We start from the raw sequence: 21,481 nt of genomic DNA, 5'->3' as shown, positions 1-21,481 counted from the left end.
AAGAACCGGTCCAGTGTGGACACCGGTCGCTCGCCCTTTCGGTTCTGCGCCTTGGTCATCGTCCCCTGCTTTCGTCGGGTTCCGTAAGTTTCTCTGCACGGAAGAAGACGATGCTAGAAAACGATCACCGGCCCGGGCGGATGAGCGGAGTGTTCGTCCAACAGAATAAAGTCGAATAGGGCAATCGGATGACCGGTTCTTCCGGATTCACCGGAAGAACTACCGTGCGATGATCCCGTTGACGTCGAATCGCTCGGGCGTCACCTGCATCGCCTGCAAGAGGTCCGATACCCGCTGGAGCCGCTGGGGATTTACCACGGAAGTGAACGTCGGAAGGGACATCAGGGCGGCCGCGTCGGTGGAGACCTTCAGATGATTCACCACGATCGGTTCGAACTTCGACCGATCGGCGATGTCGCGGCTGGCCGCGGCCAGGGCTCGCCGGAAGGCCGCGAGGGTGTTCGGATTGGCCGTCACCCACTCGCTGGTGGCCGCGTAACCGGTCAGCGGGAAGTTCACGGACGCGCCGGACGAAAGGCTGGCGACGACCGACGCCCGCGAGGAAAGGACCGCCTGGGTCAGGAACGGCTCGGGCAGGTAGGCCGCGTCGATACGCTTTTCGCTCAGGGCGGTGGCGACGTCTTCCAGCCGCATCGTCACCCAGTCGACTCCGTGGTCGTCCACACCGTGGTCGCCCATCACCGAGCGGATCAGCAGATGCGCCACCGTGTTGTTCCCCACGACCGCGATCCGTTTGCCGGGCAGGTCGACGACCCGCTGGACCGGAGAGCCCGGCACGGTGACGATCGCGCTGCTGTACTTGTCGAGCGACGAACCGTCGGCCACGAGTTTGATGTTCTGCGTCCGCGTGCTACCGCTGAGGATGAACGGGACATAGCTCGACAGGACGATGTCGACCTTGCCGCTGTTCATCTCCTCGTAAGGGGGCTGGCCGCTGTTCGCCGGTTTCAGCGCCACCTGAAGTCCCTCGGCCTCGAAGTAGCCACCCTCCTGCGCCAGCCACAGGGGTGCCAGGTCGATGGTCGGCAGGGCGGACACCGTGATCCTGGCCTTCTCCGGGGCGGGCGGCGCCGATTCGGAGAAAGCACTGCAGCCACTCACCGAAGTCACCAGAAGCAGGATGGCGACCGTGGCCGCGAGGGTCCGTTTCCCGAGATGCTGGAACAATTCTTTTCCCCTTCGCGAGGCTCGCCCGGAATCGGACGGTAACCCGATCGGAGGAAGTTTCCGGCTCCGTCACGAAGACAAACCGTCGTTCGTCCACCATGCGTGCCCGAAGGATGGACTTACTCCGCCTCGCCCCGGGGGTCTGCCCCGCGGCCGAGCAAAGCCTCGACCGTCAGAGCGGCCGCTCCGATCATCGCGGCCCTTGGCCCGGCGCCGCCGAGCTCGACGGAGGTGTGCCGATACACGTGCTGCGGCGTGTGCCCGGCGACGACCTTCCGGATGTCGGTCATGAAGCGTTTTCCCAGCAACAGACCGGCCCAGCCGGTGAGGATCACCTTGGAAGGCGTGAACACGGAGATCAGGTTCCCGAGCGCAGCGCCGAGGTAGCCGACGGTCTCCCGCACCAGCACCGCCGCCGGCCTGGAGTTCGCTGTGGACCGGAGAAGCGCGCTCAGCTTGGCGCTTTCCTTCCCTCGGGAAGGCGGCTGAAGCCCGCATGATTCGTGATACCGCTGGAGAATGCCGCGCACGCCGACGTACGCCTCGACGCAGCCTCGTGAGCCGCAGTGGCACGGCCGTCCGCCGAAGTCGAGGGTCGTGTGACCCCATTCGCAGATTCGCTCTACGTGCCCATCGACGACGAGCGCGGCATCGGCGCCCGCACCGATCTCCACCACGATCACGCGTTCGAAGCCGCGCCCCGCGCCGAACCGGCTCTCCGCCAAGGCCTGGTTGTTCACTCCTCGGCCGACGAAAACCGGTATCTCCAGCCCCGTCAGGGGCTTCAGCCGGTCCGGCGACCATTCTTCCGCCAGAGAGGGCGCGGTCACCGTCTTCGGAAGCCCGATTCCCATACCCAGCAAGTCGGGCTCGCGGACATCGGCCGAGTTCAACAGCTCACGAAGCCCCGAAGTCAGTTCGCGCGCCAGCCCTCCGACGTCCGTGAATCCACTTCGGAGCTTCCGCCGCAGCATGTCGACCGGGCGCATCGTCAGGTCGAACAATCCCCAGGCGACGGAGTCGCCGGTCAGGTCCACTCCCGCCAGGTAACCGAAGTCGGGGTCGATCTCGAGCAGGACCCTCGGCCGTCCTCCGCTGGAGGCCACTTGGCCCGCTTCACGGACCAACCGGCTCCGCCGCAGACCCGACACCAGCTGGGAAATCGCGGCGGGCCCCAGTCCGGTCAGGGGCCCCAGTTCCACTCGGCTCATCGGGCCGTCGTGATACAGCGCCGAAAGAATGAGGGATTCGTTGTGTCGCCGTAGCATCCGGGCGGAGTCGCCGCGCGCCCGTCCGGTTTCCTTTGCAGGAGTCAAGGAACGGCCCTTACGAACCCGAGGCTTTCCTGACGACGATTTCCGGCAGCCGAACGCCGGGGAAGCTCTCGGCCAGGTGGCTGCGCAGGAGTTCCGGCAGGCGACGGGCGACGAACCTCTCGAGCGAATCGTCTTCGAGCGGCTCGGCGTCAAGCCTCGGCTCCACACCGCCGGCCGGCCGGACTTCCAGGAGCGCCGGGTCGTCGAGCGACAACGTGGCCACCAGACCGGTGCCCTCGATGGCGGCGCTCAACGCGCCCGACGACACTCCGTCCGCGCTCGCGGTGCGCGCGTTCGGGATCCCGGTGATCGCGAGCGGCCCCTCGCCCGCGAGCTCCGACAACGTCGCCAGCCGGTCGCCGGTGAGTTCCCGCCAAGACACCTCAGCGGGGTGCGGCGGTTCCTGCCCGGGGTCGACGTGGATGACCACGTCGTAGCGGAACCTGGTGAACTCGTTGTCCCCCGGCATGGTCTTCGCCCGGATGGAGACCTTGACCGGACGATCCACCGAAGCGGCGAGCAACCCGATCAGGTTCGGGTCGACGAAGAGTTCCTCCTCGTCCCGGAACAACCCCGGCTCGCTGTCCGCGCCTGTTTCCAGCCACCGGCGATATTCTCCGGCCAGGGCCAGATTCCGCAGATCTCCGAGGATGACCCGGCCACCGGATTCGACCAGCTCGATCGCGTCGCGGAGAACGGAGGCCAGATACTTCGTCCCCGGGAAGCACTGCACGACGTTGTTCAGCACGACGCAATCCGGCCTGCCACCCTCGCCCATGGTTTCGGCGATGGCCCGCTTCACCTTGTGCGAGAACAGATCGTGGGCTCCGCCGAGAATCGCGCGCACGCCGGGCAGCCGAGCCTCGCGGATACGGTCCACCGCGAACTTCGTCGGATCAATCCCGACGTAGGACTCGATCACGTCGTGCAGGTGCCGAAGCAGCAGCCCGGTCCCGCATCCGAGATCCACCACACGGCGAGGCTTCGACTCCTGCACCAGCGCGACGGTGTGCTCGATCCAGTCACGGACGTCTTTGTCCGGCAACGGTGTGGTGGCGGTGGTCAGCCCGATGAAGTCGGAACCCGTCGCGTCGAGTTCGGCCGATTTGAACGCCCATTCGTACAGGTCCGCCCAGTTGCTCAGGTACTCGCCGGTCAGCGCCCACGACGCGCCGCCGAAGGCCAGCGCGTCGTTAGCCGGCCGGACTTCGAGCACCCCGGACGGTGCCCGCCGGACCATTCCCACCCAGGCGTGTTCCCTGACGGCCGAACAAATGGCGTTGTCCAACATAAGCTTCCCTCGTTCACATTCCCCGCCGGAGCGAGGCCGGCGGTCGGGGGTTCCGGACGATCAACCGCGTACTTCTTCGTCCCACTCGGAGCTGGCGTCCACTTCGCGTTCACGAGCCTCGATGTCGACGGGGCCCGGCATCACGCTGCCCGGCAGGGAAACCGCGGCGGCGGCCCAGCACACCGCCGCGCTGAGTGCCTCTGCCCCCTCGGCTCCGGCCGCCAGGAATCCGGCGAGCAGAGCGTCACCGGCGCCGATCGTGCTCACCGTCCTGACCGGCGTCGGCTTGGCACGCCACGTTCCGATGTCCTCGACCAGCACCGCGCCCTTGGCACCGAACCCGGCCAGCACCGCGCCCGCTCCCAGCGAGCGCAGTTGCTGGGCCGCGTCGGCGACGTCGGCGAAGGTGGTCAGCTGACGAGTGGTCGCGCTTTCGAGCTCTTCGAGGTTCAGCTTGACCAGCGCCGGCCCCGCCTTCACAGCCTCCACCAGGGCCGAGCCGCTGCTGTCGACGGCGACCTTGACCCCGGCACCGGACAGCCGGGCGACTACTTCGGCGAGCGTTTCGGGATCCATTCCGCGGGGTGTCCGTCCCGCTAGTACCACCCAGTGCGCGTCGTCCACGTGTTTCACCAGCGAGTCGCAGAGAACGCGCACTTCGTTGCCGGACAGGCGCGGGCCGATCTCGTTCACCCTCGTCACCGTGGCGTCCGGCTCCACGAGTCCGATGTTCCGCCGCACGGTCGCTTCGGTGCGGACCCGGATCACTTCGATGTCCTCGGCGCGGAGCAGACTGACCAGGTTGTCACCGTCGGGCCCGCCCGCGGGGACCACCACGCGGGCGCCGAAACCGTTACCCGCCAACGCCCGTGCCAAGTGGACGCCCCTGCCACACGGACGCACCGTTCCGGCGGAAGCCCAGTGCAGGCCGCCCCGTTCGAGCCGATCCACCTCGATCACCCGATCGACGCTCGGATCGGCCACCAAGACCACGAACATTCCCGTACCCTCCATCAGGCCATCGCAGGCCGTGGATCAGCTTGTCCAGCGCGATCCTCTTTTTCAACGGCTAGAGGAAAAAGCGGACGTCCGCGGATAGCCTTTGTGCCCTTAGGTACAGCTCCTCATTCGGGCACGACCGCCGGAATACCGGGCAGTATTCTTGGCCGAAAAGACTCTCGTCCATTAGTCCTCTTTTCTTCCGGCGCGCCTTGAGCACACGATCGGCCATGACTTCTCCCAGTTCACCGACGGTGCTCGGAGCCTTACGCAGGCTGTGTTCGGTGGAGCCGGCGCGGCTGCTTTTCACCTGGGTAGGCGACGATGGCCGGGATGCGGGAACACTGACCGCCGGAGGACTCGGCGAGGCGACGGACAAGATCGCGACGGCTCTTCGCGGCTGGGGTCTGCGAGCCGGTGACCGGGCGGTGCTGGTGTATCCGCCAGGCCTGGACTTCATCGCCGCCTTCACCGGCTGCCTGGCCGCCGGTGTCGTGCCGGTCCCCGTCTACCCGCCCGACCCGACGCGCCCCGGCCGTTCGATGGACACGTTCGCGAAGATCGTGGCGGATTGCGGAGCCAGGGCCGCGCTGACGAACGCGACCTACGACCGGGCCCGCAAGATCGCGGCCGTGGCCGGCCTCTTCGGCCGGAGCACGACGAATGTCCCGGAGCTGACCTGGTACCGCACCGATCGGCGGTTCCGCGGGGACGCGGGGACGGTTGCCCGGCACGAGCCGGTTTCGCCGGACGAGACCGCGTTCCTGCAGTACACCTCGGGCTCCACCGGCACGCCCAAGGGGGTCGTGGTGACCCACGGGAACATCGCGCACGAGCTCGCGGCGAACGTGACCGACCTGCGGCTGCACGACGGGACCCGCGGCGTGTTCTGGATCCCGCAGTACCACGACATGGGACTGATCAACGTCATCCTCAGCACGGTGTGCGGCAATTCGGCCACTCACCTGATGTCGCCCGTGACCTTCCTGCGTGATCCCGCCGTCTGGTTCGCCGTCATGTCCCGGGTCGGCGCGACGATCACCTCCGCGCCCAACTTCGCCTACGACCTCGCCGTCCGGAAGACGACCGCGGCGCAGCGCGCCGGCTGGGACCTGAGCCGGCTGGAGATGGCGATCTGCGCGGCCGAACCGGTCCGCGACCGGACGGCCCGCGAGTTCACGGAGGCGTTCGCCGGAACCGGGCTCCGCGAGGACGTCTTCTTCGCCGCGTACGGCCTGGCCGAGAACACCGCCAGTGTCACCAATCGCGGACAAGGACGGGCGGTGGTCGACAAAGACGCGCTGGCCCAAGGGAAGGTCGTGCGCACTTCCGAGACCGGACGAGCCACGATCCTCCGTGGCTGCGGCCGTTCCAGCAAGGCGGGCGACGAGATCAGGATCGTCGACCCGGCCACCCGTCTGCCGTGCGCGGCCGAGCGGGTCGGGGAGGTCTGGGTACGGTCCACGACCACCACGGCCGGCTACTGGGGGCGGCCGGAACTGACCGCCGAGATCTTCCATGCCCGGCTCGAAGGAGTGGACGATCCTCGTGGCTGGCTCCGGACCGGTGATCTCGGCTTCCTGCTGGACGGCGAACTCTACGTGACCGGCCGGATCAAGGACCTGATGATCATCCGCGGCCGCAACGTGTACCCCGGAGACGTCGAAGACACCGTCCGGGACTGCAACCCCTTGCTGCGGCCCGGCGGCACGATGGTCTTCTCGGTCGACGGCGACACGGGGAGCAGGGTCGTGGTGCTCGTCGAAACCCGCGCCGACCGGATCGACGCGGAGGACGCACGGAGGATCTGGGAGGACGTACGCACCTGTGTCGGACTGGACCACGGAATCACCGTCGACACCTTGTTGATCGGCCGTCCCGGCCTGGCCGCCAAGACCTCCAGCGGCAAGCTGAGGCGACAGGTGGCCGGAAGGTCCTTTTCAGACGGTTCGCTGTCCGGATCGGACGAAGTCCTGCATGTCTTCCACTCCCCCGGTCACGAGCTTCAGGAGGCGATGTGAATCCCGGTTTCGTGCTGTCCTCCGGCCCCGGAGACCCTCGGCTGTACGACATCGACGACGATTTCCGTCAGGTCCTCATCGACCTCTCCGGGCTGGTCGCCTACTCGGCGCGCCACCGGGCCCGGTTCCTCCATCCGGCCTCGACCGGCGCGCGTGGCCGCCTCCGCTTCGTCACCGACCAGGCCTTCCCCGCGCAGGACTTCTTCCGTCCTGGGCAGGTCTTCCCCGTTCTCGGCCGGTACAGCAATTCCCAGGGCGAGGACGATCACGAGGTCTCGGTGCGCGGACTCTCGCTGCGGTTGCTCGACCCCGCGTCGCCCCGGAGCGGTCTGCTCGATCTGACGTTCAACACCGGTGAGCACTTCTTCGCCCATGACGCCCATACCTTCCGGGAGCTCACCGCGGGTTCGGCGGAGCAGCGCGACGAGGTGCTGGACCGTCTTCCGCATCTGCGCACGGCGCTGTGGGACACCGAGCGGGTGGCGACCTCCTACGCGGCCTACGAACTGTACAGCCAGGCACCCCGGATCTTCGTCGCCGCGGACGGTACGCCGTGGCTGGCCAGGTACCGGGTGATCCCGGCGCGGGAACCGGTGCGGCACGGCCGGTTCGATCACGGCGACCTGTGGTGGCCGCCCACTCCACCGGAAGCCGTCGGCCGCCCCGCCGGGGAAACCGGCTCCGCCACCGGGCTCAGGGACGAACTGCGGGCGCGACTGGACACCGGCGGCGTCGATTGCGTCCTCCAGATCAGTCTGCATCCCGTGGACTCCGACGTCGCCAGGTTCCAAGCGGCGCTCGACGCGACCAAGCCATGGCCCGGTGCACCCCAGTGGACCGACCTTGCCGAAATCCACTTCGACCGGGCACTGTCCACTGACGAAACCGACGCGCTGGCCTTCGATCCGGCGCTCGCCCCGGACGGGCTCGGGATCACCCTGAGCCGCTCCCCGCACACCACCGCGTCGCTCGGCCATCTGCGCGCGCTGATGTACCGCATGACCTCGCTCGCGCGCCTGGGCAAGACGATGCCGCAAGAACTGGCTGAACTGCTGCGGCCGCCCCGGCGCGGCGCCGTGTCGTCGACAAGGACGGTCTGTGTCATCGGGGCGGGCCCGAGCGGTCTCACCGCCGCCCGCGAACTGGAGCGCGCGGGGCATCGCGCCATCGTGCTCGAATCCGCCGATCACGTGGCGGGCAAGGCCGCGTCCGTGGAGTTCGACGGGCATCCGCACGATCTGGGCGCGCATATCTGCACCGGCCGGTACCGGCGGCTGGCCGCACTCGCGGCGGAACTCGGTGTCGCGACCGAACCCACCCCGGCCGAGCGGGTGCTGAGCACCGGCCGGTCAGGACGGACCACCACCGACATGCGCTTCTTCACCGACGGCTCGGTCGAACGCTACGAGCGGCTGAGGGCGGAACGGTTTCCCCGGATCGGCGAACCCGGCCTGGCACACTCCGCGGCCGCGTTGTCGGCTCCGCTGTCGGAATGGCTGGCCGAGAACGATCTCCGGTCGATGTACACCACGTTCGGGCTGGGATACACCTGCGCCGGCTACGGTTTCCCCGACGACGACCTTCCCGCGCTGTACTTCGTCAAGTACGTCGAGACGACGGGCCTGATCTCGGACACCGTGCCCACGGCCGAGACCCTCGACGCGCGATTCACCATCAAGGGCGGATTCGGGACCTTGTGGGAACGGGTCGCGGCGGAACTGCGAGATGTCCGGGTCGCCACGAACGTCGTGTCCGTCGAGCGTCGCGATACCGAGACCGGTGCGGTACTCGTGCACACCGACCGCGGCACCGTCGTCGCGGACGACCTGATCATCGCCGTCCCGCCGGATCGGATCACCGCGGCGCTCGACTCCTCGGCGCGCGAGCGGGAGTGGGCGGACCGGACGCGCTACCAGCGTTACCGGACGACGGTGGCGGCCGTGTCCGGGCTGCCCAGGGACGCGTTCTACCTGCTGGGCGAATTCGCGGACGGCTCCGCCGATCGCGGGCACTGCATCGGCTTCCAGCACCGGTATCCCGGAAGCGACGTCTACACGTGCTACTCCTATGTCGGCGAGGACACCGGCAAGCAGCTCGAAACCGACCTCGCCGGATACGGTGGCCACGACCTGCGGCCGTTGCTGCACCGGGATTGGTCGCTCATGCCGCATTTCACGAGCGCGGACGTGCGGTCCGGGATCCTGGAGGATCTCGAAGCACGGCAGGGTGAGAACCACACGTACTTCACCGGCGGCCTCCTGGGCTTCGAGTCGGTGGAATGCGCGATGAGCCACGCGCTGGACCTGGTCCGGCGCCGCTTCGCCGGTTCGGAGGCCCCCGACGCCCCGGACGCACCCGCGAAGACCGTCACCCGGACCTCCGCCGAGATCCGGACCTGGCTGATCCGGGCGGTCTCCGAGGCCACCGGCACCGCCGAGCCCGATCCGCGGGCTCCTCTTTCGGGATTCGCTTTCGACTCCCTCGCCCTGGCCGCCCTCATGTCGGGACTGTCGGCGTATCTCGGCTTCCGCGTCCCGCACACCCTGTTCCTCCAGTTGCCCACCATCGACGCCGTGTCGAGTTACCTCGCCGAAGACGAAACACCGTCCGAACTGCGGCGGTGGCAGATCGCGGTACGTCAGAACTTCGCGCCCGGCGTGCGACCCTTCTTCTGCGTGGGCGGCATCGGCGCGGCAGGCACCTACTTGCGCCCGCTCGCCGCCGCACTGGGTCCGGGGACCCCCTTGTTCCCCTTCGAGATCCCGGGCAGGCTCGACGGCGCCGGCGCCGCCACGGACGACGTCGAAGAGATCGCCGAGGCGATCACCGACCGAATCCGGGCGCTGGTTCCCGAAGGGCCGTACCGGATCGGCGGCCACTCCTTCGGCGGTGTCGTGGCCTACGAGGTCGGTCGGCAGCTTCGCGCGACCGGGGCGGAGGTCGCGCCGGTGGCCCTGCTGGACACCTTCGTGGCCGTCGCCGGTCAAGCCGTTCCGGACGACGACATCGCCGGGGCGCTGCGCGACCAGGCCGTGGTCCGGCACATGTCCTGTGTCGCTGTCGGGGCCTGTGATTGCGGAGTGGATCTGAACGCACCGCTGTCCGGGCAGCGGGACGCGGTCGCTCGCGCGCTCGGTGCCACCGATCCGGCCCGCTACGAAGAACACCTGGCCTCGATCGTAGAGGTCCAGCTCAGCTCCATCCGCGCTTACGCGACCTACCCCTTCCCGCCTTCGGACCTGACCTTGCGCGTGCTGAAGACCGCCGACGGATTCGCACCGATGCCGTCGTCGCACTTCGGGCTGAAGCTGCATCTGGACGCCCCCGCGAACGGCTGGGAGCACGTCGAAACCGCGGGGATCCGGGTCTTTCCCGTGAGTGGCAACCACTTCAGCATGTTCATCCCGCCGCATGTCGATCAGGTCAGGAGCGCGCTTCTCGCCGATCTCGACAGGTGACGCGAACTTCACGCGCCGGCCTCCGCAGACGTTGCGAAAGCCACTTTCGCAACGTTGATGGTTGCGAAAGTGGCTTTCGCATCACGACCGCGCCGATTCAGCGGTTCCGGCGGCATCGGGTGTCGCGAAAGCGCCCGGCGGCGCGGGCGCCAGTTCTCGGACCGGCCAGGTCGCGCCGAGCCACCGTCGTCGACCGATCGCGGCAGGGGGACCGAGGAAAGCCGTTGATGCACCACTCCGGTGACCTTTGTCGAGGGCGCTCGTCAGCGATGACCCTCTCCCGGCGCGATCTGCTGCCCCGACCGTCGCATCGCTGATGGCGGGTTGCCGATACCCCGTTCCAGGTGGAGGGTCTCCCTCACGGACGCGCCCGCTACCGCGGCCAGCCCACGGGGCCGAGCAAGGCCTGCGCGCGCTGCCTCGCGAGCCGGACGTTGTCGTCGATGTATCGGTGCGGCGGCTTCGTCAGGTCCCACGCGACGAGGTCGGTTGCCGCCTGATGCCGTTCCCGGTGGGCCTGATGGATCCGCGGCTCCTCGTCGGCGAACACCCGGGGAGGCTGGTGGAACCGGTTCATGATCCGACGAGCGTCGAGGAACACCGGACCGTTCCGGTCCATGTCGGCGAGATCGCGACGCGCCTCCTCCAGCTCATCGCGATGCAAGGGCAGTGGATCGTCCGGATCGGAAAAGGCCCCCGGACCGTAGAGACCGGACACCTCCCGTTGACCGTCCACCCGCACTTCGACCTTGCCGATCCGCTCGTCACCGGCTTGGGGCGTGCGCAGGGAAAGCGACACGCGCGACAGCAGGCGCTCCATCGGTACCTCAAGCGCGCTTGCCGGGTATTGGGACGACCGGAACCTGATCTGCGCCTCCACGAGCGACCGCACCAGGGTCGTCCCGCCGGTGGAGCCCTGCTCCGCGAAAACGGCGGCCTGGATCATCGGCAGCGCGTCCGGATTCGCCCGGACCGCGGCGTCGACGAATCCGTCCACCATGAGTTCGATCGAAGCCACGCTGTCCCGGTCGAGTTCCCCGTCGTCGCCCAGTCTGCCTTCGAAGGCCTCGCGGGCGCGTCCGCGAGCCTGGTCGACCTCCCACGCGTTCAGGATTCCCGAGGCCATCGCCAGGTCCTCGCTTCGGTACAGCTCACCCTCGGGAGTCCTCACCGAATCCATGGTCTCGATCCACGACCGCGCCCAGCCGCGCGGAGTGGGACTGGGGTCCTCCGTCACCTGTTCCTGGATGAGCCGCCAGAGCTCGGGGGCCAAGGAGCCGAAGCGGCCAGGCCGCATGAATCTGGAGAAGTTGGTTTCGTTGGCGATGCTGAGCCTTCGGGTCAGGTCGTTCAGCGTCCGGTCCGGCCCTCCCGGCCGCCAGGCGAGCACGCCGGCGGGCGGAGTCCCGGCGTCCGAGGACGACGTTCCCGAAGAATCCGCGGGCGTGAGCGTGAGGGTCCCGGGCGGCAGGTCCGCATGCTCGCCGAACAGGACGCGGCCATCGGAAACGAGGTTGATCCGGGTCCCCGACCACGCCGCCCTGGCGGTGATGTGCGACAACGCGGGCACAGCACGCAACGCGTCGTTGAGACCGGCGACGTCCTCGTCACGGAGATCGCAGGCGAACAGTTCGATCCACGAAATACCTCCCCAGGAGATGAGACCGGCGGGCAGATTCCCGAGCACACCGGCGAACTGACCGTGATCATGCGGAACCTGAGTGCCGTCGGCATCGGGAAGAACCCATCGCCCCTGCCGATGATGGACGGCCACCGGCATGTGGTCACTGGGGTGTCTGGCGAACGCCAACGCGACATTGGTGGCATAGCGCGACTCGACGAAAGCGACCCCGGCGTTGTGCCGCAAGGGCAGGGCCGCGACTTCGCCGCCGGCACCGGAAGGAGCGAACATCGCCCGTGCGCCGACCGAGCTCGCACTCCTCCGCGGCCGGCCCACGAAATCGACATACTCGTGAAGATGTTGCCGAGACATGGCGACGTAGTGCCAGCGGGGAGCCAATCGCTGGGCCCGGGCGAGCTGCATCGCGATCTTGTCGAGGACGACCTGGTACCGCTTGCGGTGCAACCGATGCGGTAAAGGAAGTTCCTGTCCGGCGAAGTCCCGCGGAGGTTCGTAGAGCCGATCCATCAGTCCCCGCGCCTCGGTGAACGCCGGGTCGTCCGGTCGCAGGCGGGCGAGTTCCGCGCGGACTCGCTCCTGGTACTCCGCCGAGTAATGCGCGTGGCGGTGCGAAGGATTGTCGGGGTCGGCGGCCCTGGCCGATCGCGGGGGCTTCGCTCCGGAAGCCCCCGCGAGGGTGAGTGTGCCGGGCGGCTGGACGGCCCGGTCACCTTGATCGAAGGTGCCGTCGGTGCGGAGATGCAAGGCGGCGCCCTGCTTCGGCGCCGAGACCGTGAGGTGGTTCAAGCCAGGTACGGCCTTCACGGCTGCTTCGAAACTGTCGACGATCCCAGGTGTCAGATCGCACGCGTAAAGCTCAATGCCCGTGGCACCGGACCAGGAGACGAGTCTGCCCGGCAAGGTCGCGAGGACTTGGGCGAACTGGCCGAAATCATGCGGGACAGGACCGTGACCGGGCCGGGGAAGCTCGAACAGTCCGTTCCGGTGGTGCACGACCACCGGGACCACGTTGTCCCAGCCGGGGAAAGCCTGAGCGACGTTGGCGGCATAGCCGGGATCGACGAACGCCACGACGAATCTGTGCGGAAGGGCCAGCACGGAGACTTCGACCCCGGTGGGCGATGAGGCGGGCAAGACACGGGCGCCACCCGAAAACGCGCTTTCCCGTGGCCAGTCGAGGTATCCACGCAAGGCCGTGACGAAATCCCTCGCGTCGTCCCGGAACGTGTCGGCCCGGGTGACATCGGCGCGGGCCATGGCGAGCTGCCAGGCCACGATGTCGACGGCGACATCGTAGCGGGACCGATGCGCCCGATAGACCCGCGACGGATGGCGCGCACCGGACTCGCGCGGAGGCTCCTGAGTTCGGTTGATCATCTCCCGCGCCTCGGTGAACACCGGGTCGTCCGGTGCCAGAGCCCGGATGGCCGAGACCGCGACGGCATGTGTCTCCTTGATCGTCTTCCAGTTGACCGTCAGTACGCTCTTGTGATCGTCCAGCGGGTTGTCGGCGTCGGAGAACGCCACGGGACCGTAGAGACCCGACAGCGCGCGTTGGCCGTCCACGCGGATACTCACCAAGCCCCGGTTCTCGCCGTCCCTCCCGCCTGTGGACAGCGAAACGCGTGCCAGGAGTTGCTCCGCCGAAACCGTGACGGCACCCGGCGGGTACTCCGCCAGACGAGACCTGATCGTCTTCCCGACGAGAGCGCGCAACCAGCTCGGACCGAGGAGGTCGTCGAACAGCAGGGAGATCGACCCGGTGACCCGCGGCAACGCGTCCGGATGTGCCTGGACAGCCGCGTCGACGAACCCTTTCAGCATCTGCTTGATGGGCTCCTTCACGACGTAACCGCCGTCTCGGTCGGACATCTCGTAGGCCACCCTGGCAGATCGCCAGGCCTCATCGGCTTCCGCGTGGTTCAGCAGATACCCGGAGGCTTCCACCACATGGTCGTTCCGATACCAAGGCAGAGTCCGGTCAAGGCTGGTGTCCATGGCCTCCGCCCAAGGGCGTACCCAGCCGGAGGGGATGGGATCGAGCTCGACCTGATCCCGCACCAACTCCCAGACTTCCCTCGGCAGGGGCGGGACCTTGGTGAGTCCGGCGCCGAGGTCTTGGGCCAATCCCTTGACGAGCTCGTCGAGCTTGCCCTCACCGGCGAGACCGCGCCGCAGCACGTGGTCGTACCACGTCTTCGGCCCCGGCTGCTCGGCGAGAGGCGGCCGGAACGACACCACATCCAGCGGAGGAAGCTCGTTCTCACGCGAATACCGGTCCGGCGTTCGCGGCCGGACATACAGCGAACCGTCGTCCGCGGCCGGAGAACCGGGTACTTCCCGGGGAATCGCGGGTCGGCTGGACTCCGCCGCCTCCTTCCCCTTCCGCCGCGGACGATGGGTCACCGTCGACAAGACCTCCCGGACCCCCGTCAGCAGCGACGACGCCGCCTTCCTGGCCGAACGACGCGACTTGGCACCCGAACCGGCGTTCTCGTCGTCACGCGCGAGGGTGAGGGTCCCCCGCGGCAGATTTCGCCCGTCTCCGGCGACGATCTCCCCGTCGGGGAGGAAGTGCACCCGCCCGCCCGAGTAGGCGGCGGAAACCGTCACGTGCTCAAGCGCGGGTAGCTCCCTCATCGCGGCCTGGAGCCCGGTGACGATTCCCGGCGTCAGGTAGCAGGCGTACAGCCGCAAGCGGGTGATCTCGGGCCAGGTGACGAGACTCGCCGGGAGGGCCACGAGGGCGTCGGCGAACTGCCGAGAGGTCGCCCGGCCACCGGGAAGGGCCCAGCGACCTTCCCGGTGATGGACGGCCACCGGGAGCACCCCGGGCTCGTGCTCCGCGAAGGCCCTGGTCACGTTGCGGGTATAGGCCGGATCGACGAAGCCGACGCCGAGACCACGTGGCAGCTCCAGGACGGCGACGGTGAGATCGCGGGCCACCAGGGCCAACTCGTCGAAAGCGGTCTCGATCTCGTCCAGGTATCGCGGATTCACCGCATCCGCACCGAAGTCCCCCTCAGGCAGGACCACCTCCACAACGGCCACCATCGGACGCTGTCCGCCGTCCTCGAACGCGACCGTGAACCCCAGCGGACGTTCACGCACGTCCGGAAGCCGATAGTGGGCCGTCAGCAGGGCGGCCTCTTCGTCCGCGACGGTACGCAGCCCGGCCGCGATCCGTTCACCCCAGGCAAGCCCGTCCGCTTCGTCCCCGCCACGCGCCACGATCCGGATCTCCGCGGGTTCGCCACCGTTGGCCAGCCGCCAGGCCGAAGCCCGCACCGCCCGCCGAGACAGATCCAGGACATCGGCGCCGAGACCGTCTCCGTCGCGCCGTTCGATCCGCCGGGGACCGATGTGCTCGGCCGCCAGGTGCTCGAGAGCGGGATTCCTCAGCTGGGGCCGGTTCACCGCGGTCAGGTGACCGCCGTTGTCCACATGGACCGCGGCGCCGGTCCAACGGAACTTGGCGGTCTCGGTGAGGCCGAGAACGGGGCCGGTCCCCCACCTCGACTCGATGGCATGGGCCAGCTTCGCGTTCTCGGCACTCTTACAGGCGAGCATCCAGTACGGGCGGTGCGGATCGGGCTGAGCCATCCGGTACACGGCCGATCCGAAGAGCGCGGCCCCCGCCTCGTCGCCTTCGAGACCGATCCGGTCTCCCAGTTCGTAGGGACGTCCGGTGGACAACGCCACTTCGATCGACGTCGGGTTGCCGTGCACGACGGTGTGCCAGCTCGGTTCACCGCCTGGAGCGAGGTAGGTGTCGAAATACAGCGATCCGGCCGATTTCGACGTTTCGGAGAAATAGAGCTGTCCTGACACAGGCCCGGTACTGGCACCGGCTCGCCACTGGACGAGCATGTCGGTGTCGTCCCTCGGAAAGAACTGACCGTGAACACCCAGGCGGGCGTTCACCAAAGGGTAGCTGGCCACTTTCGCCAGGTCCGGCGCCACGGCCGGGACATGGTCGAACCCCGCTTCGGTGAGCGTGATCGTCCCGTCGTCGTTCAGGATCACCGGGCCGCGGGTCGCGTAGATCGCGCGCGAATAGCCACCGTCGGCGAAAGCGCGAGAGAATTCCCTGAGCCCGGTGATGTTCCCCTCCACCGGGACCAGGAGCGGTGTCCACTCCAGGTGCGGCGCCCGGCCATCCGCGAAGTCCCCAAGAGCCGAACGCACTCGTCTGCTGTCACGCAGAGCGGCTCCGAGGACGCCCGTCGCGGGCACGCCATCGATGCGCACCAGGTGGACTCGGCCGTCCGCGTCAGGCTTGACGAAGATCGGTACGGCGTTGTTCCAGGGCACCGGAACGTTCTCACCGTCCGGTCCCTTGACCGAATGCACCCCCGCCGCGTCTTCGTGCTCGGCCCACGACCACGCCGTGTCCAACGCCGCCTCGTCCCCCTCATGGCGCACGAACACCGCGGCGGGCTCGTCGTCGGGCGTCGAGACGAGAGCTATCTGGACGCGGTCCGCGTACAACCCCGAAACGAGCTGGAACACCCGTCCGGTGTCCGGCGCGTGACGGGTCGTCGCGTACACCGGGTTGAAGAAACCCTCACGCGCCAACGCCGCGCTGAAATCGAACCGCACGTCGCCGGGCCGGGCTTCACCGGGCGGGGAATCGGCCACCAGGAGGATCGGCCAGTCCGGATCCGCCGCCAGCTTGTCTCGTATCCCCCGATCCTCGAGATACAGCTGCGCGATCTCCTCGCCCCCGGCGGGGACGCGGACGGCGCCCGTGCGCAGGCCGATCGGCACCATGGCGTCGTCGCCGGGCAGCACCACCGCCTGGGGAAAGGGACCATCGTGGGTGGTGCCCCATTCCACGACGGCCGCCGCGGCCACCTCCCCGGCACCGTCCACCTCGGCCTGGTTCCCCGTTTCGAGGAACGCGAAAGAGATACCCTCGTTGACGTAGCGGACGTCATCCAGCCGGACACCGAACTCCTCGGTGAACTCGGCTTCCCGCGGGACCCTGATCGTGCCTTCGGGATCGAAGTGGAAAGGCCCCTCATAGAGGAAGAAGTGGACAGGTCCCGTCGCCGCACGGAGCGCGGCGAGAAACTGGGCCGTGAGTTCGCCCGCCTTGCCGTCCACCAGCACCACGAGCGGCGGACGTGGCGACTCGCTCGGGAAACGCCGGAAGGCTTCGCTTTTCTGGAGGTGAAGAAGCGTTTCGACCGGATCGAGGTTCTCCCGGCCCACCCGGAAACCGGAATCCCCCTGCCACAGCGCCAGCACCAGCGGTGTCGGCCGTCGATCGCCGGTGATCCGTCCCCAGTGGGCGAGTTCGGCTCTTTCGGCGGGCAGCGCCGGGTCGGTGTCCCCGTGTCCCGATTCCCGCAGGACGAACCGTATCGAGTGCACACTGGAGTTGCGCCAGGCTGTCGTCGGCACCGCCGGGTCCACATCGTCGGGAAGCAGCGCGATCAGGTTCTCTTCGCCGTACATGTTGGCCGCGACCAGGGCGGCCTCCGCCGTGGACGGCCCGGCTTCCAGCGGTTCCGATTTCGCCGGCCGGCCACCCAAGATCCCGCTCTGCCGTGGCCAGCCGACGAAGTCGATCAGCTGCCGAGCCCGGCTTTCCGCCGCCACCTGATCGAAGTAGTTGAACAGTTCCCAGGCGACCAGAAGGGTGGCGGCCTCGTGCCGCTCACCGTGGGCCCGGTGCAGGCGCGACGGTTCCCGCTCCACGAAGGCCCGGGGAGGCTGGTGATACCGGTTCATGATCGCCCGCGCCTCCGCGAGCGCCTGGGTGTCCCCGACGGTCGGGAGAACCGCTCGCGCGTTGGCGAGTTCCGCGGACAGCTCCGCTGAAAGCAAATTCTGGGACGACGCATAGGCTTTCGGTCCGTACAGACCGGAGAGGCCACGTTGACCGTCGACCCGGAGCTGCACGACGCCGATCCGCCCGTCGGCCACCGGCCGGGTGAGGGCGGAGACCGCTACCCGCGTCAACAGCACGCCGGCGGACGGCGTCACCACGTCCGCCGGATACTCCCTCAGCCGGGACCTGACGCTCCACTCGATGAGCCGCCCGAGTTCCGTCAGGCCCGTCGTGGAGTCCGGCCCGACGAAAACCCCGGCCTGCACCTGAGGCAACGCGTTCGGGCGTGCCTGCACCGCGGCGTCGACGAACCCCTCGATCATCGAACGGATGGCCAGGGAATCAGTCTGGTCGAGTCCGCCACGGACGTCGAGCGCGGACTCGAAGGTCACCCGCGCGCGTCCCCAGGCCTGCGCGATCTCGTGCTCGTTGAGCAGAGCACCCGTGGCTCTCGCGACATCCGACGGACGGTGGTGGAGTCCCAGTGACCCCGAAGCGGATTCCATCCCCTCGGCCCAGGAGCGCACCCAGCTCAACGGTGGCGGGCCGGTGTCGGCGCCGACCTCGTCCCGCACGGCCGTCCCGAGCTCCGGGGAAAGCCAGCCGTTGCGCAGTACCGCGTCGAAATTCCGGGGAGCGACGATACCGCGCTGCCGGATGTACCCGTTCAGATCTTGGGGCGCCGCCACGGCCGACACGGGCGGTCTCCAGGTGAGCACGTCCAGCGGCGGAGGCGTGCCGGGAGCGAGCGTGAGCGTCCCCGGCGGAAGCTCGGGCACGTCACCGGAAAGGTCGCTGCCGTCGGGAAGGACATGGAGGCGCTCGTTCACCCGGTGCGGCGTCAGCGTGACGTGTGCGAGCGCGGGGACGGTCCGCAGCGCGGTGTTGAGCCCGGCCACGTTCTCCGGAGTCACGTCGCAGGCGTACAGCTCGATCTTCGAGATCTCGCCCCACGGGGCGAGACCGGCGAGTTCGCCGGCGAACCGGCCGTAGTCTCGCGAAACCGGACGCCCACTGGAATCGGGAAGGATCACCGAGCCATCCCGATGGTGTACGGCGACCGGGAGCACACCAGGCGCGTGACCGGCGAAAGCTTTGGTCACGTTGCCGAGGTACGCCGGATCGACGAAAGCGATACCGACTCCGGACGGCAGCGGCAAGGGGGCGGCGATCGACGTTCGCTCGCCCGCGATCGGCGCGACAGCGGTGGCAGGCGATTCCTCCAGCACCGTGGTGATCGGGCTTGCCCGTCCCGGCCGGTCCAGTTGCATCCCCGCTTCGCCCGAAGTGATGGCGATGGCCGGTGAACTCGCGTTGTCGAGTGCGGACGGCACGGCTTGCCGCTCACCGGCCATGGGCGCGAAGAGGGCTTCGAGTGGTCGTGCGGGCACTGGGTGGTTTGCCAAGTCAGCTGCACGAGGGTCGGCGGCGATCGTGTCCGCATAGGACGGTGGCGGTTCGAAGAAGAGCCTTTCCCCGGTGGTGAGCCCGTCGGTCTTGACGCCGGTGCCGGTCTTGATGTCGGCTGCCGGGACCGTCAGCTGCGGCGCGCGCGGCAGATGGTCCAACGCCGTCATCACCGCGTCCAAGGATCCCGCACCGCTGCCCGAGGAACCATTACGGCCACCACCGAAACCCGACAACGCCCCCAACATTCCCAGCCACGGACTCGCGTGCGGAGACCCCGTGGCGGCGTTGATCACCGGAGCGGTGATGAACACCACCCCCACCTGACCCGCCCCATACGTCAAGTGCCCCAACGCCTCGACGGACCCCGGGATCGCCCGCTTCGGTGCCTCGACCGCCTTTTCCCCGTCAACCGTGGCCTCCGGTCCCTTCTCGCCACCTGTCTTACCCGCCACCCCACCCGGGACCGCATCATCCACAGCATCAGCGGCCTCCTTCGCCGCCACCTTCACCACCACGTCCTCCGCCGCCTCCGCGGCGACCCTCCCCGCTGCCTGACCCGCCCCCTCCGACGCAACACCCCGAAGCCACACCGCACCCGCGTGGAAGATCCCGGCGAACGCACCCCCCAGCGCCCCGCCGACGAAGGTGCCCAGTAACGACTTCCCGTCCAGCTCCGCCCGTTTGCCCGTCGCGATCTGGCCAAGCTGGATCGACAGATCCAAACCCCCCATGATTCCCGCACCCACCGCCGCGAACCCCGCCACCGGGACCGAAGCCCTGCCGACCCCCTTCGCGAGCTGAACCCCCAGTTCCTTCGTCAGTCTCAATCCGGCCAGCGCCCGCATCTTCGCCACCAGCGCACGCCACACCGCCGTCAACGCCGCCCGCGCCGTCAGAATCGCCGCACCAGCCATGAACGCGAAAATCAGCGTCGCCAGCAAGTGAATGATCGTGGCCAGCGCCATCGCCGCCATCGCGACCATCATCACCTTGGCCTTCACCACATCCGCCGCGGCCGTCTTCGTCATCGACGCCAGACTGTCCGACGCCTCCCCCAACGCCTCCACCCCGGACACCACATCCCGCCCCAGATACGAAGCGAAAAACTCCCCAGTCCGCCCCGCCAGCGCCGCATCCACCCCGGCACCATTCGCCCGCAACGCAGCTTGATACTCCTGCGTGGCCACCTCGAACTCACGCCACGCCCGCTCCAACGCGGACAACGCCACATCATTGCCCTCAGGCCACGACATACCCAACGTCACCAAAAAAAACTTCTGCAACTCCGGAGGCAGCTTCACCGACCCACCGGCCATTTCCTCTCACCTCCTTTCTCCGAACCAGAGGTTGCGAAAGCCACTTTCGCAACCTTCGACGTCGCCATCGAGGCCTAAGCAGAAGGTGGCGTGGCGGGCGCAGGGGTCGTGAGTGGCGATTCGGGCTATTTGAGGGGTAGGGCAAACGTGGCGTGTTGTGTCTCTCGCCCGTACGGCGGCCTCTGTCACCCACGACGACCGCAAGCCCTGCGGCGAAGGGGACTTTCCGCTCATGCGACGCGGGGAAAGTCCCCTTCACCCCGGTCGTCACAGTCAAGCGCCGGTCCGTGAAGGCCTCCTTGAGGGACTCTGGGTCCCTCAAGGAGGCCTTCACGGACTTGACACCCGACAGGACACCTTTGCCTTACCCCTCAAATAGAACACTCATTGCCACTCACGACCCCGCACCGACCACGCCACCTGGAGCGAACACGCGCGCATCTCGCCCGGAGATGTTCTTCTCACACCTGATCGCCGCTGTCCGACAAAACCGGTCAGCGATTGGTGAAAAGATCAATGACCTCGCTGGACGGTCGATATTTCACATAGGTGCAGCTCTCGAACGCACCTGCCCACTTCCCCATCACGCAGAATCCCTCAGCCGCGGCGTAATTGGCGAACTTCCCGCGATGGACCAGATCCTCGGCAGAACTACCGGGAGCCGTCGCGACCAACGCCGAAAACGCGAGAAGGACAACACCAAGAGATTTCTTGACCATCACCACTCCGATATCGTCTATGAGCACAGGCGACCAGGACATTTCGGCGGAAAGCATGCCAAAGCACCGGTCACACCATAGAAGAACTTATGCGCCGCACGCTTCTTGGAGGGCTTTTACTCACGAAGGAGGACCACTACCCGAGTGCGCCGTGGGTCGTGAGTGGTATTGGAAGCAAGGCAAAGGTGGCGTGTGTCTGGCTTGCCCCTCTGCCGGTTTCGGTGTTGCGAAAGCCACGTTCGCAACGTTGAGCGTTGCGAACGTGGCTTTCGCAACCCCCCC

The 21,481-nt window shown here is 67.9% G+C and carries 8 protein-coding genes; 2 read left to right on the top strand and 6 right to left on the bottom strand.

Annotated features, from left to right (window positions below):
* Nucleotides 1–219: 219 nt before the first annotated feature.
* The 4 genes from CFP71_RS40970 to CFP71_RS40955 form a co-directional block, all read right to left on the bottom strand.
* Nucleotides 220–1,188, bottom strand: a complete 969-nt coding sequence (locus CFP71_RS40970; protein ID WP_093939272.1) for an ABC transporter substrate-binding protein — start codon at nucleotides 1,186–1,188, stop codon at nucleotides 220–222.
* A 119-nt stretch (nucleotides 1,189–1,307) separates the two neighbouring features.
* Entirely contained in the window at nucleotides 1,308–2,399 is a 1,092-nt protein-coding gene (locus tag CFP71_RS40965) for an ROK family protein (RefSeq protein WP_167406468.1), read from the bottom strand.
* A 115-nt stretch (nucleotides 2,400–2,514) separates the two neighbouring features.
* Nucleotides 2,515–3,795, bottom strand: coding sequence for a class I SAM-dependent methyltransferase (locus CFP71_RS40960; RefSeq protein WP_093939270.1), 1,281 nt, complete (start codon nucleotides 3,793–3,795; stop codon nucleotides 2,515–2,517).
* Between the two features lie 60 nt (nucleotides 3,796–3,855).
* Nucleotides 3,856–4,809, bottom strand: a complete 954-nt coding sequence (locus tag CFP71_RS40955; RefSeq protein WP_244200023.1) for a 1-phosphofructokinase family hexose kinase — start codon at nucleotides 4,807–4,809, stop codon at nucleotides 3,856–3,858.
* A gap of 269 nt (nucleotides 4,810–5,078) precedes the next feature.
* Between CFP71_RS40955 and CFP71_RS40950 the strand changes: the two genes are divergently transcribed.
* Nucleotides 5,079–6,815: a fatty acyl-AMP ligase gene (locus CFP71_RS40950; RefSeq protein ID WP_167406467.1), complete on the top strand. Its 1,737-nt coding sequence runs from the start codon at nucleotides 5,079–5,081 to the stop codon at nucleotides 6,813–6,815.
* Nucleotides 6,812–10,273 carry an FAD-dependent oxidoreductase gene (locus CFP71_RS40945; RefSeq protein WP_093939267.1) on the top strand — a complete coding sequence of 1,154 codons (3,462 nt, stop codon included), beginning with the start codon at nucleotides 6,812–6,814 and terminating at the stop codon, nucleotides 10,271–10,273. Before CFP71_RS40950 ends, CFP71_RS40945 begins: the two co-directional genes overlap by 4 nt.
* A 373-nt stretch (nucleotides 10,274–10,646) precedes the next feature.
* Here the strand turns inward: CFP71_RS40945 and CFP71_RS40940 are convergent, their stop codons facing one another.
* Nucleotides 10,647–20,417: a WXG100-like domain-containing protein gene (locus tag CFP71_RS40940; RefSeq protein WP_143267266.1), complete on the bottom strand. Its 9,771-nt coding sequence runs from the start codon at nucleotides 20,415–20,417 to the stop codon at nucleotides 10,647–10,649.
* A gap of 557 nt (nucleotides 20,418–20,974) precedes the next feature.
* On the bottom strand, nucleotides 20,975–21,256 hold the full coding sequence (locus tag CFP71_RS44490; protein ID WP_167406466.1) for a hypothetical protein: 282 nt from the start codon (nucleotides 21,254–21,256) through the stop codon (nucleotides 20,975–20,977).
* Nucleotides 21,257–21,481 lie beyond the last annotated feature (225 nt).

This window comes from Amycolatopsis thailandensis (assembly GCF_002234405.1).
GTDB lineage: Bacteria > Actinomycetota > Actinomycetes > Mycobacteriales > Pseudonocardiaceae > Amycolatopsis > Amycolatopsis thailandensis.
This window is presented reverse-complemented; position numbering and strand designations above follow the sequence as displayed.

What these genes read in the sequence shown, in the direction of transcription:
- CFP71_RS40940 (WP_143267266.1), bottom strand. Translation starts at nt 20,417, where the DNA reads ATGTCGTGGCCTGAGGGCAATGATGTGGCGTTGTCCGCGTTGGAGCGG.
- CFP71_RS44490 (WP_167406466.1), bottom strand. Translation starts at nt 21,256, where the DNA reads ATGCTTTCCGCCGAAATGTCCTGGTCGCCTGTGCTCATAGACGATATC.
- CFP71_RS40960 (WP_093939270.1), bottom strand. Translation starts at nt 3,795, where the DNA reads ATGTTGGACAACGCCATTTGTTCGGCCGTCAGGGAACACGCCTGGGTG.
- CFP71_RS40965 (WP_167406468.1), bottom strand. Translation starts at nt 2,399, where the DNA reads ATGAGCCGAGTGGAACTGGGGCCCCTGACCGGACTGGGGCCCGCCGCG.
- CFP71_RS40955 (WP_244200023.1), bottom strand. Translation starts at nt 4,809, where the DNA reads ATGGAGGGTACGGGAATGTTCGTGGTCTTGGTGGCCGATCCGAGCGTC.